The sequence below is a fragment of the Flavobacterium sp. PL002 genome, assembly GCF_054165825.1.
Map to the genome: position 1 here is coordinate 4,412,540 of NZ_CM135110.1, position 12,638 is coordinate 4,425,177.

A 12,638-nucleotide genomic window follows, 5' to 3' on the forward strand; every position below is an offset into this window, starting at 1 on the left:
ATAATAAATTATAAGTTTTTTTAATCTAAAGAAACGATATCTTCTTTCCCTTCTTCCCATTGTCCAACAACTGAAGTAGCTAAAGCATTACCAAGTACATTTGTTGCGCTTCTAAACATGTCACAAAAATGATCAATTGGTAAAATTAAAGCAATTCCTTCTATAGGAATATCAAACATACCACATGTTGCTGCAACAACAACTAAACTCGCTCTTGGTACTCCTGCAATTCCTTTACTAGTTAACATTAATACTAAAAGCATTGTCATTTGAGTTCCTAAATCTAAATGTACACCATAAGCTTGAGCAATAAAAATACTCGCAAATGTCATGTACATCATGCTTCCATCAAGGTTAAAGGAATATCCTAATGGTAACATGAAAGAAACGATTTTGTCTTTTACACCAAAACGTTCTAATTCTTCAGTTAATTTAGGAAAAACAGCTTCACTACTTGTTGTTCCAAAAGCTATAATTAACGGACTCACAATGCGTTTTAAAAGTACAGTCATTCTTCCTTTTAGAAAAAGATAGCCTACAGCAATTAATAAAACCCAAAGGGAAGATATCCCAATTAAAAAGGAACCGAAAAACTTGAAATAAGTAATCGCTAATTCCTGAAAATCTCTTACCGCAAAAACACCTGCAATAGCTCCAAAAACACCAATAGGAGCAAATTTCATCACATAATTAACCATTTTAAGTACAATGTGCGACGTTTTGTCAAGCGCATTAACAACTGGTTTAGCAAAATCTCCTATTGAGGCTGCTGCTAATCCAAAAAAGATAGAGAAAACTACAATTTGTAAAATCTCATTAGTAGCCATTGCCTCAAAAATACTTTTAGGTACGATGTGCTCTATAAAATTTTCAAAAGAAATACTCTTAGTTTTTGCAGCTACTTCAGATGCTGAACTTAAATCTACATTTGACAAATTTAATCCCTCACCTGGTTTTAAAACATTTACAAAAAACATTCCTAGTAATAAAGACAAAAAAGAAGCTGTAAAAAACCACCCTAAAGCTTTACCACCTATTCTACCCACAGTGCTTACATTTCCAAGCTTAGCAATACCAACAACAAGAGTGGTAAAAACAAGTGGCGAAATAATCATTTGAACTAATCGAATAAAAACCGTAGCTAATATTTGAATTTTAGCACTAAAAGCTAAAGCAGATTCTACTGAAATTGTATTGTGAATTACAATTCCTAAAATACCTCCTAAAAGCATTGCAATTAGGATTTGTGTCGTCAAATTAGATAAAAATGACGCCTTTTTTTCTGGTGTATTGTGCATTTGGTAATTTAAAATTATTATGGTCTTGGTCCGTTTATATTTCGATAAAAATATAAAATAACATCAAGTGGTTAAAGGTTATTATTATAGGTTTTGTTTATCAAATAAAAATCGGCTAAAACTATTGCTGCCATCGCTTCTACAATAGGCACCGCGCGAGGAACAACACAAGGATCATGACGTCCTTTTCCTGTCATTTCGGTAATATTTCCTTTGTTATCTAATGATTCTTGTTTTTGCATAATTGTAGCAACCGGTTTGAATGCTACTCTAAAGTAAATATCCATTCCGTTGCTTATTCCACCTTGAATCCCACCTGAAAGGTTGGTTTTAGTCGTTCCGTCAGGGTTGTACAAATCATTATGTTCGCTACCCTTCATTTTAGCTCCGCAAAAACCACTTCCGTATTCAAAACCTTTTACCGCGTTGATAGAAAGCATTGCTTTACCTAGTTCAGCATGTAATTTATCAAAAACAGGCTCTCCTAATCCAATAGGCACATTTTGAATAACACAAGTTACCGTACCTCCTACAGTGTTCCCTTCTTTACGAATTTCACGAATATAATCTTCCATAACTACCGCCATTTCATCATCTGGACAACGTACTGGGTTATTTTCTGTTTTTGAGAAATCTAAATCTTGGTATGGTTTTTCTAAAAATATTGGCCCTACAGAAGATACGTAAGCATTTATTTTTATCTCAGGTAACATTTGTTTTGCTATGGCACCTGCAACAACTCTACTTGCAGTTTCACGCGCAGAACTTCTTCCTCCACCGCGATAATCACGAACACCATATTTTTTTTCATAAACATAATCAGCATGACTAGGTCTGTAATTGTCTTTTATATGTGAGTAATCGTCTGATTTCTGATTTGTATTGGGTATAATAAATCCTATCGGAGTACCGGTTGTTTTACCTTCAAAAATTCCTGATAAAAACTGTACATCATCTGGTTCTTTTCTTTGAGTTACAATTGCAGATTGCCCCGGTTTTCTTCTTGACATTTCAAGCTGAATTGCTTCTAAATCGATTGTTATCCCTGATGGACAACCGTCAATGATACCACCTAAAGCCTCACCATGTGATTCTCCAAAAGTGGTTATTTTAAATAGTGTTCCGTAGCTATTTCCTGCCATTGTTTTTAGTTTTGAACAAATGTAATATATTAGTTTAAAGTTCAAAAGCTTAAGCTTTAAGTTTTTTAAATTAACGACATATTATTTGGCTTTTATTTAATATTAAAGTTAAAATGATAACCTTAATATCAAATTGAGTTCCTTTTAATTGCATTAATTTGTTAAACTTCAAATCAAAATACCTTGAAAAAAAGAAAAGTTGAATTAGTAGTGATTTCTGACTTGCATTTAGGAACTTACGGTAGTCACGCTGTCGAACTCAATAAATATTTAGCATCAATAAAACCTAAAACATTAGTGCTAAATGGAGATATTATTGACATTTGGCAATTTAGAAAGTCTTATTTTCCTAAATCACATCTAAAAGTCATCCAAAAAATAATAAGTTTTGCTTCTAAAGGGACTAAAGTCCATTACATCACAGGAAACCACGATGAAATGCTTAGAAAGTTTAGCGACATGAATATGGGAAACATTTCACTAGTAGATAAATTAGTATTAGAACTTGATGGTAAAAAAGCTTGGATTTTTCATGGCGATATTTTTGATGCTTCTGTTAACCATGCTAAATGGATTGCAAAATTAGGCGGTATAGGATATGATTACCTTATTTTATCAAACCGATTTGTAAACTGGTGTCTAAAAAAAATAGGCCGTGAACCGTATTCTTTTTCGAAAAAAATAAAGGCTAGCGTCAAGAAAGCTGTAAAACACATATCAGATTTTGAGGAAACGGCAACCGACTTAGCTATTGAAAAAAAATATGATTATGTTTTATGTGGTCACATTCATGAACCTAAAATCATACAAAAAGAAAATAAAAATGGGAGTACTTTATATTTGAATTCTGGTGATTGGGTCGAAAACTTAACCGCATTAGAATACAATAATAAACGATGGAAAATGTACCGTTACGATGAAACCAAATACGATGAAGATGATGAAGACTTGTTTGAAATGGAAGAACTAGTTAGCGCCCAAATGTTAAATGCTATAATACGTGAAAACAAGAAAAAAATACTAAGCTAAAACTAATTGATAAACTAAACCTTATTGTTAAACAATTTTTAAACTATGGGAATTCCATAACAATTAATGGTTTAAGCATAACTTATAAAATAAGGTGCTGTAGTACTTTTGTAAAAAACAAAAACAATCATGAAAAAACTTATTTTATCAGCAATAATGCTAGTTGGCTTAGCTTTTACAGTACAAGCACAAGAGATATCTAAAAATGCAATAGGACTTCGTTTAGGAGATAATGATGGTTTTGGAGGAGAAATTACTTACCAAAGAGCATTATCTGACAATAATAGATTAGAATTAGATTTAGGTTGGAGAAATAGCAAAGATGTTGATGCAATTAAACTTGCTGGTTTATACCAATGGGTATGGAATATTGATGGTGGTTTCAACTGGTACGCAGGTGTTGGTGGTGGATTAGCTAACTCTAGTTACGATTATAACCGTGGGGGTCAACGTTATGATGATAGTTATACTTATTTATTTGCAGCTGGAGATATAGGAATAGAATATAACTTTGATATTCCATTGTTATTATCTTTAGATTTCAGACCTGAAGTTTATTTTACAGATAAAGTAAATAAAGATTTTGGACCAGACATTGCATTGGGAATCAAATACCAATTTTAATATTTAAAATATATTTATAAAAAATGCCACTAGAAATAGTGGCATTTTTTATTTAATAATAATTTCTTTCTTAGAGTTTATTTTAACTACACAATAAGGGTAGACTATACTTTGTGAAACCATTGCTCCTGATTCAGGAACAGTTTCTTTTACAGTAACAATAATGTTTTTATCTGTTTCAACAACGTTATCAACATTTATAGCATAACCTCCAGTATTTTTTTCTCCCATATTCAAAATCAAAAAATTAGCTTTCGTAAGATCCGATTCTGCAATTTTATTTTTTAAATGGATATCATTTTGCAACATCTTAATTTCATTAGGTTCTGACAAAATTTCAAAGAATTTAATATTTGCTCCCCCATTATCTTGTTGTGTCAAAATTTCATACAAAGCGTTACTCTCTTTAACTACTTTCTTTGTTTCTGCACAAGACATCATTACTAATGCTAAAATTAATCCAACTGTTTTTTTCATGACTTTTATTAAATAGTAATTCTATATCTGTATAAACAGTAATACTTTCAATTTGTTGTTTATGAATATTTTTTAATTGCTTTTTCATATAAATCAACATACAAAGGCAAGATATTCTTAATATCAAATCTTTTAGCTACGCTAAGTGCGTTTCTTTTGAACTCACACAAAACAGTATCATCTTTTAATATCTTTATAGCATTTACAGCCATTTCATCAATATTACCTACATCGCTTAAAAATCCAGAAAGACCTTCAAAATTCACTTCTGATAATCCTCCTGCATTACTTGATATTACAGGAACACCCCATGCCATTGCTTCAAGAGCTGCAAGTCCAAAACTCTCAGTCTCTGATGGTAATAAAAATAAATCAGTATAACTTAATATTTTATCAATCTCGTTGCTGTTTCCAAAAAAGATGACCTTATCTTGAATTCCCAGTTCTTGACATAAATATTCAGCTTTTTCTTTTTCAGGACCATCTCCTACCATCATTAATTTAGCGGGAATTTCTTGCTGTATCTTATGAAAAATTTTGATTATGTCTGGGATGCGTTTTACTTTTCTAAAATTACTAATGTGCGTAATAATGCGCTCCTCTCCTTTTGCCATTACAGAACGGTTGCAAGGAATTGTAGGATCTGTTGTGTTTTTGTCTAATTCGATAAAATTAGGAATAACATGAATGTCTTTCTTAATATTAAATAATTTATAGGTATCGTCTTTTAAACTTTGAGATACCGAAGTCACCACATCAGATTTATTGATACTAAAACTCACCGCTGGTTTATAAAACGGATGATTTCCTACTAAAGTAATATCGGTTCCGTGAAGTGTAGTCACCATAGGGATTCGAATTCCTTCACTTTTCAGCATTTGTTTCGCCATATATCCAGCATAAGCATGTGGAATAGCATAGTGAACATGTAAAATTTCTATTTTATAAAGTTTCACCATATCAACTAATTTACTTGATAAAGCTAACTCATAAGGTTGGTAATGAAATAAAGGGTACTCAGGAACATTTACCTCATGGTAGTGAACATTAGGGTTTAAAAGCGCTAAACGTACTGGCTGACTATATGTTATGAAGTGAATCTCGTGTCCTTGACGCGCTAATTCAAGTCCTAATTCTGTAGCGACAACGCCACTTCCTCCAAAGGTTGGATAACAAACTATTGCAATTCTCATGTATGTATTTTAATAAAAACGAAATTAAGAAAAAGCAAGTTATTACTTCTCGTTTTTAACGTTTATTTACCTTCTTAAAATTTCATTCTTTGAATACGTACCGCATTCAATATTGCTAGAAGCGCTACACCAACATCTGCAAAAACAGCTTCCCACATTGTTGCTAGACCGCCGGCTCCTAGAATTAAAACAGCAGCTTTAACTACAAAAGCTAAAGTTATATTTTGCCAAACAATTTTTTTAGTTTGCTTTGCAATAGTAATTGCTGTTGCAATTTTACTAGGTTTGTCATCTTGAATAACAACATCTGCAGTTTCAATTGTAGCATCACTACCCAAACCACCCATTGCAATTCCTACGGTACTTAATGCAACAACTGGCGCATCATTTACACCATCACCTACAAAAGCAACAGTTTCATTTTTAGCCAAAATTTCATTTACTTTTGCAACTTTATCTTCAGGTAACAAGCCTCCATAGGCACGCAAAATTTTTAATTTTCCAGCCACGTCTTGTACAACATTTTCCTTATCACCGCTCAACATTGTAACTTTGATTCCTAGCGTTTTTAACTTATTTATAGCAATAGAAGCATCTTCTTTAATAATATCAGCAATAGTGATATAGCCTACAAATTTATTATCATAAGCTATGGCGATTAATGTATAAATGATCTTTTCATGAGCAATATTATGATTTATATAAAATTTTTGCATAAGTTTAAAATTACCTACCAATAACGCTTTACCATTAATGAGTGCTTTTAAACCATGACCAGGAATTTCTTCAACATTTTCTAATACAATAGATGAATCAATCTCTCCTACTTTTTCTTTAATGGCAGTAGCAATAGGATGCGAACTTTGACTTTCTAAAACGTTTACCATTTGTAAAATTTCGTTTTCGTCAAATTCTGGGTCAAAAACAATGTCTTGAACTTTAAAGACACCTTGCGTAAGCGTTCCTGTTTTATCCATTACAACATTTTGAATGCCTGCCATTAAATCCAGAAAGTTACTTCCTTTAAATAAGATTCCGTTTTTACTAGCCGCTCCTATTCCCCCAAAATACCCGAGCGGAATTGAAATCACTAAAGCACAAGGACACGAAATCACTAAGAAAACAAGCGCTCTATACAACCATTCTTCAAAAACATAATTACCGACAAATAACATTGGTAATAAACAAATTCCTATTGCTAAGAAAACAACAATAGGGGTATAAATATTAGCAAATTTTCTAATAAATAATTCCGTTGGAGCCTTTTTTGAAGTTGCATCTTGAACCATTTCTAATATCTTAGAAAGTTTACTATCCTCATAAGCAGTGGTTACTCGTACTTCTGCAACAGTGTTCATGTTAATCATTCCAGCCAAGACAATATTGCCTTTCTTTATTGTCTCTGGTACGCTCTCACCTGTTAATGCAGCCGTATTAAACGAAGCTAAATTTGATAATAATTCACCATCTAATCCCAGTTTCTCTCCCGCTTTTAGTTGTATTATAGCGCCTATTTCTACGGCAGTTGCTTTTATCTTTTTGGCTTTGTCATTTTCTAAAATAGTCACTTCATCTGGACGTTGATCAAGCAAACTCTTGATATCTTTTTTAGCACGTTGTACAGCCATACCTTGAAAAATTTCGCCCACAGCGTAAAATAACATTACAGCTACACCTTCAGGATATTCGCCTATAGTAAATGCTCCAATGGTGGCAATACTCATCAATAAAAATTCGGAAAAAAAATCACCTTTACGGGCACTTTCAAATGATTCTTTCAAAACTGGAATCCCAACTGGAATATAAGCTGCCACATACCAAACTATTCGTATCCAATTTGTAAACCAAGTCTGTGTCCTGAAATGATCAAATACTAAAGCAACTGCTAACAAAATAAAACTTATCATTGCTGGCAAAAAAAGTTGCCATAGAGTTTGACCCCCTATATCATGATTATGGTCATGACCACTGTGACCATCATGCTCTTCATGATGATGCTTTTGTTTTGAATTGTCTTTTGATTGTATGGGTTGATCATCTGAGCAGCAAGAATGTTGTTTTTTATCTAAAATTTTCATGTTTGATTCTCTTTTTATGCTTTAAATTTTAAGAAGACTTTGGTTAATTAAGCAAACTCTCCTTAAAAATAGAAAAAAAATTAATGATTGTGACTTCTTCCTGATTTTATTGCTGATAATAAATAAAACGCCACTTTAAGAACAATAACTAGATCTTGCGGAATAGTATAATGATTTTCACCTTAATATTTCTCATATCAGTCGTTCATGGAATTATTTATACTGTTTTAAAAAGATAAAAAATTATCACAACATTTAAAATTACCTTTCAGGTAGTGCTGGTACGGTTTTATTATCAACATTTAAATTTACAGAAATATACATTTCTGAAATCAGATATTTAGTGTCTGATTGATTTATTTTGGCATGGACGGCAATGGTTTTACTTTCAACAGAAAAAGATTTATTGAGGTCAGTAGTTACGAACATATAATTTTAGATTGATATATTTTTTCTGACTCGACCATTCTTACTATCAAATTGTTGAATATTGTGTCTTTGCTTTGAGAACGGTTAATTCGATAACAAAATTCATCAAGATACCTGTTTATATTAAAGTCACTTACCGATGAATATGTTGTTCTAATCCATGATTTTACTTGATGAATCATTGTGTGCAATGCCATAAAATTCATCCCTTTGTTGCTTTCTATTTGTGTGATATTATAATCTCCAAATAAAGGACGATAACCTTTCCATTTATCTGTGGTTATTTTTGCATTTTTATTAATGTGCTTTTCAAATATTGTCTCTAATTCTTTGGCTGAATAATTATCAATTTTCAAGGCATACATTCTTTTAATTTTTCCTTCATCTGTTAGTTCCACTGCTGTTACAACCTTTTTTTTCTTGCTATCATAACTCCTGCCTACTTTACCTTTTTCCTTTCCTCCAATAACGAATTCATCAACATGAACAGTTCCGTCCATTGGATGATTCTCACTAGATTTCATCGCTTCTCTAATTTTGTGCATAAATAAACGTGCTGTTTTTTCTGTAACTCCATAGCGAACTCCCATGTAACTGGCAGATAAACTTTTAGTGGTGGTTGACATCTCAAAACATATAAAAAAGGCTTTGCGTAAACCAAACTTAACCTTATGAAATAAAGTGTTTGCCGCCGCGGTTTCTGTATGGCTGCAGATATTACAAGTTCTGGAAAAATCTTTGCGGATTTGACTCTTTGTATGCTTACATTTTAAACAAATAAATCCTCGTTCCCATTTATAATTTGCTAAATATTCTTTGCAGTGTTCATCTGTTTTAAACCGTTCAGCGAACTCTAAAAGGTTTTGCCCTGTAAATAAATCCATGTTTCCCTTGTTTTATTGATCTCTAAGATATGAAATTATCTACTTACCTCAAAATATTTATTAGATTGATTTGTCTATTCAAAATCTACTTCTTGCTCCAATGAAATCGTTCCTAAATCTTTTCCATGAACGTTTGAGACTAAATGTATCTGACTGCGATAATACTTCAAAAAGCAAAATTACAATAGCTGCATAAGCAATTTTGTAATTTACTGTAACTTGCTTCTAAATTATAATATTAACATAGGGTAATAAAACCTGAGACCAAATTGGCAAGGGATAAACAACCTAGAAACATTAGAAATATAGGTTTATTTCCTTTTATCTATACTAATAACTACATCAAAATATTTATTATCCTGATAGTTTTTTTTTACAAGAAATTCTCCAGCAAATGAAAAACGAATATCTTATTAAAATATGCACAACGCAAACAAGAGACAATAACAATAGTAGTTAGTTAATACTGGATAGCCTCATAAATAATCTCTTGAATATCTTCTCTAATGTTTTCTCTAGAAAGTTTGTTTGGACCAGCATCAGGGTACGTTCTATTTGATAAAAACACATAAACAATTTCTGTTTCAGGATCGGCCCATGCCATTGTTCCCGTAAATCCAGTATGACCAAAACTAGTCATAGAGGCGCATCCACAAGTTGGACCGCTAGCTCCTAATTGTGGTTTATCAAATCCTACACCGCGTCTATTACCTTCGGCACAAAAATAGCAGGTATTAAAATCATCAAATGTTTTTTCAGAGAAATACTGACGCCCGCCGTAATTTCCTTTTTGTAGAAACAACTGCATCATTTTAGCAACGTCCATACTATTAGAGAATATTCCAGCATGGCCTCCTACTCCACCTTCCATGGCTGCTCCCATATCATGTACATAACCTTGTAATAATTGGTGGCGGTAATAAGTATCTATTTCAGTAGGCGCAATTCCATTTTTACTCTTTCTCTGTAACGGATTATACATCGTATAATTTGCACCAAGCGGTTTAAAAAAATTAGTTCTACTTAAAGAATCCAGCGATTCTCCAGTTAACTTTTCAAGGTATTCTTTTAAAATAATAAAAGTAAAATCACTATAACGGTATTTCTTTACAGGCATCAGCTTACTATCAGCAATTATTTTCATAATTGTATCGTGGTAATCATTTCGTAAAAAAAGATCATCCGCAACTTTAGTCGTGAAATTTTCTTCAGTTGTTTTTCGATAATACGCACTCAATGGATTTCCTTTACTATCAATTGTAGCTTTGTAAAACGGAACCCATGCTTTTAATCTTGCATAATGCGATAATAAATCTTTAAAAGGAATATCCTGCTTATCTGTACTTTTAAAAATAGGCAACATCTCGCCTAAAGTAGTTTCCATATTAATTTGCTTTTTATCGTACGCTAACATTGCATTTGGCAACGTAGATAAGATCTTAGTTAGAGAAGCAACATCATACATCGTAGTATCAGCAACCATTGGAGAAACTCCATAAGTAAAATTTCCAAACGCCTTTTGATAAATAACTTTCCCTTTTCTAGCAACTAAAATTTGCATCCCAGGGGTCATTTTTCCATCAATTGCTTTTTTTGCTACAGCTTCAATTTTATCAAGGATTTTTGGATTCATTCCCACATTCCCTGGAGCCGTAAAGCCTAAAATATTCAATTTGGTTGTAGCCAAACCATCGTTGGTTTTGAAATCCTCATTAATAGAAACAGGCAATTTTCCTTTGGCAGCAATAGCCCCAAAAACAAGTTCTGCAGTAACTTCTTGTGCAATAGTACTATTTTGATAAGAAACTACAAGTCCTTCAATTCCGCTAAAATCTTTTACATCTAATAACGCATAAGGATTTGCAAAAACCGCAACTATCGTTTTATTATTTTTAGCAATAAAATCTAATTTAGCGAGTTGATTGCCATCAAAGCGATAACTCTTCCATGGAGAATCTAATTTATGATACCCTACAATAACTGTAGTATATTGATTTAGTTTTGATTGTAAACTATCTAAATTGCTATCAGAAACCTCAGTTACTTCAGCATATTTTTTAAGTGTATTAACAAAACTAGTATTAGAAGCATCTCCTATTTTCACATAGGCAATTTTTTGCTTTTCTAAATTCTGAATTGGTAAAATACCTTCTTGGTTTTTTAAAACTGTTAGTGCATTTTCATACAATTCATATTGTAAAGCATCATTTTTAGCATCATTTAAATCAGCAACTAAATTATTAGTTTCAATAGGTTTAAATTTATTCAGACCAGCGAAATACTTGTACTTCAAAATTTTCTTCACAGAGTATTCTAATCTTTTTTCGGTAAATAAATTCTCTTCATAGGCTTTCGCCAAAGTTTGAATTCCTAACGGCACATCTTCTGGAAACAACAAAATATCATTTCCTGCGAGAAAAGCATCTAAGTCAATTTCGCCTGGTTTTTTATAATTGCTAGCAGCTTTCATATTCAAAGCATCTGTAAAAATTAACCCTTTAAAACCCAGCTCTTTTTTTAGAATATTAGTCACTACATTGTACGAAATCGAAGATGGATAATTAGATCTCGATTCTAAACTAGGTACATTTAAATGCGCCACCATTACAGAAGAAAGTCCGTGTTTGAACATTTCTCTATACGGATAAAACTCTACATCTTCCAGACGTTCTTTAGAGAAATTTACTGTAGGTAAGCCTTTATGAGAATCAGTTTCAGTGTCGCCATGACCTGGAAAATGTTTTCCTGTTGCGAAAATATTTTGATTTTGCAACCCTTTCATTAATGCAACAGCACGTTTTGCAACATTGTATTTATCTTCACCAAAAGAGCGAAAACCAATAATAGGATTCTTTGGGTTTGTATTAATATCTAAAACAGGACCAAAGTTAAATTGCAATCCCAAACGTTTGCTTTGTGCGCCCATCTGGTTTCCTAATTTTTCAATAAGTTTCATATCTTGAATAGCTCCCAAAGTCATATTCCAAGGATACGTATAAGTAGAATCCAGACGCATACTCAATCCCCACTCTGCATCATTACCTATAAACAAAGGGATTTTTGATTTGGATTGGTAGTTATTAGTTAAATTAGCTTGACGTACCGGACCTCCTTGAAAGAAAATTAACCCTCCTATTTTCTGGTTAGCAATTAAACTCTCTATGGCATAATTGTGTGGTGTTCCTTTATTAGAATATGCAGCAACCATAAAAAGTTGACCTAATTTTTCGTCAAAAGTCATGTTGTTGTAAACACTGTCAACCCAAATTTTTCTGTCTGAAAATAAATTGATAGGTTCTTGAATGGTAACATCATCAAGGGAATTATCGATAACAAAATCTTCCACAACAGGAGCAATTGTAGTAGGTGTGTGAATTAATTTAACAATAGCCTTATCTTTTTTCTGGGTAGCACAACTTGCTACAAAAAAAAATAAGACATACAGAAATAGAATTCTAATGTCTTTATTTTTCATTAAGTAAAT

The 12,638-nt window shown here is 32.3% G+C and carries 10 protein-coding genes; 2 read left to right on the top strand and 8 right to left on the bottom strand.

Annotated elements, in window-relative coordinates; all coding sequences use genetic code 11:
* Window positions 1-20: 20 nt before the first annotated feature.
* Complete coding sequence (locus ACVEGE_RS19295) at window positions 21-1,298, bottom strand: dicarboxylate/amino acid:cation symporter (protein WP_173853500.1); 1,278 nt, start codon at window positions 1,296-1,298, stop codon at window positions 21-23.
* Window positions 1,299-1,369: 71 nt separating this feature from the next.
* Window positions 1,370-2,440 (bottom strand): chorismate synthase, encoded by a 1,071-nt coding sequence (gene aroC, locus ACVEGE_RS19300; RefSeq protein WP_173853501.1) that lies wholly within the window; start codon window positions 2,438-2,440, stop codon window positions 1,370-1,372.
* Between the two features lie 183 nt (window positions 2,441-2,623).
* Between aroC and ACVEGE_RS19305 the strand changes: the two genes are divergently transcribed.
* Together ACVEGE_RS19305 and ACVEGE_RS19310 are read left to right on the top strand one after the other, a co-directional pair.
* A complete protein-coding gene (locus ACVEGE_RS19305) occupies window positions 2,624-3,469 on the top strand; it encodes a UDP-2,3-diacylglucosamine diphosphatase (protein WP_173856039.1) in 846 nt (281 codons plus the stop codon).
* Window positions 3,470-3,598: 129 nt separating this feature from the next.
* Entirely contained in the window at window positions 3,599-4,093 is a 495-nt protein-coding gene (locus ACVEGE_RS19310; protein WP_192501756.1) for a hypothetical protein, read from the top strand.
* Window positions 4,094-4,141: 48 nt separating this feature from the next.
* Here ACVEGE_RS19310 and ACVEGE_RS19315 read toward each other — a convergent pair whose 3' ends face one another.
* From ACVEGE_RS19315 to ACVEGE_RS19340, 6 genes are all read right to left on the bottom strand, one after another.
* Window positions 4,142-4,570, bottom strand: a complete 429-nt coding sequence (locus ACVEGE_RS19315) for a protease complex subunit PrcB family protein (RefSeq protein ID WP_192501757.1) — start codon at window positions 4,568-4,570, stop codon at window positions 4,142-4,144.
* A 59-nt stretch (window positions 4,571-4,629) separates the two neighbouring features.
* Window positions 4,630-5,763 carry an N-acetyl-alpha-D-glucosaminyl L-malate synthase BshA gene (gene bshA, locus ACVEGE_RS19320; RefSeq protein WP_173853505.1) on the bottom strand — a complete coding sequence of 378 codons (1,134 nt, stop codon included), beginning with the start codon at window positions 5,761-5,763 and terminating at the stop codon, window positions 4,630-4,632.
* Window positions 5,764-5,837: 74 nt separating this feature from the next.
* The gene (locus ACVEGE_RS19325) at window positions 5,838-7,841 is read right to left on the bottom strand and encodes a heavy metal translocating P-type ATPase (protein ID WP_192501758.1); all 2,004 of its coding nucleotides are present in this window, start codon (window positions 7,839-7,841) and stop codon (window positions 5,838-5,840) included.
* Between the two features lie 261 nt (window positions 7,842-8,102).
* Window positions 8,103-8,270 (bottom strand): hypothetical protein, encoded by a 168-nt coding sequence (locus ACVEGE_RS19330; protein WP_458008604.1) that lies wholly within the window; start codon window positions 8,268-8,270, stop codon window positions 8,103-8,105.
* On the bottom strand, window positions 8,261-9,154 hold the full coding sequence (locus ACVEGE_RS19335) for an IS1595 family transposase (protein WP_192501064.1): 894 nt from the start codon (window positions 9,152-9,154) through the stop codon (window positions 8,261-8,263). Before ACVEGE_RS19335 ends, ACVEGE_RS19330 begins: the two co-directional genes overlap by 10 nt.
* Window positions 9,155-9,614: 460 nt before the next feature.
* Window positions 9,615-12,629 carry a glycoside hydrolase family 3 N-terminal domain-containing protein gene (locus ACVEGE_RS19340; protein WP_192501712.1) on the bottom strand — a complete coding sequence of 1,005 codons (3,015 nt, stop codon included), beginning with the start codon at window positions 12,627-12,629 and terminating at the stop codon, window positions 9,615-9,617.
* Between the last annotated feature and the right edge of the window lie 9 nt (window positions 12,630-12,638).

What these genes read in the sequence shown, in the direction of transcription:
- ACVEGE_RS19295 (WP_173853500.1), bottom strand. Translation starts at nt 1,298, where the DNA reads ATGCACAATACACCAGAAAAAAAGGCGTCATTTTTATCTAATTTGACG.
- aroC (WP_173853501.1), bottom strand. Translation starts at nt 2,440, where the DNA reads ATGGCAGGAAATAGCTACGGAACACTATTTAAAATAACCACTTTTGGA.
- ACVEGE_RS19310 (WP_192501756.1), top strand. Translation starts at nt 3,599, where the DNA reads ATGAAAAAACTTATTTTATCAGCAATAATGCTAGTTGGCTTAGCTTTT.
- ACVEGE_RS19315 (WP_192501757.1), bottom strand. Translation starts at nt 4,570, where the DNA reads ATGAAAAAAACAGTTGGATTAATTTTAGCATTAGTAATGATGTCTTGT.
- bshA (WP_173853505.1), bottom strand. Translation starts at nt 5,763, where the DNA reads ATGAGAATTGCAATAGTTTGTTATCCAACCTTTGGAGGAAGTGGCGTT.
- ACVEGE_RS19325 (WP_192501758.1), bottom strand. Translation starts at nt 7,841, where the DNA reads ATGAAAATTTTAGATAAAAAACAACATTCTTGCTGCTCAGATGATCAA.
- ACVEGE_RS19330 (WP_458008604.1), bottom strand. Translation starts at nt 8,270, where the DNA reads ATGTTCGTAACTACTGACCTCAATAAATCTTTTTCTGTTGAAAGTAAA.
- ACVEGE_RS19335 (WP_192501064.1), bottom strand. Translation starts at nt 9,154, where the DNA reads ATGGATTTATTTACAGGGCAAAACCTTTTAGAGTTCGCTGAACGGTTT.
- ACVEGE_RS19340 (WP_192501712.1), bottom strand. Translation starts at nt 12,629, where the DNA reads ATGAAAAATAAAGACATTAGAATTCTATTTCTGTATGTCTTATTTTTT.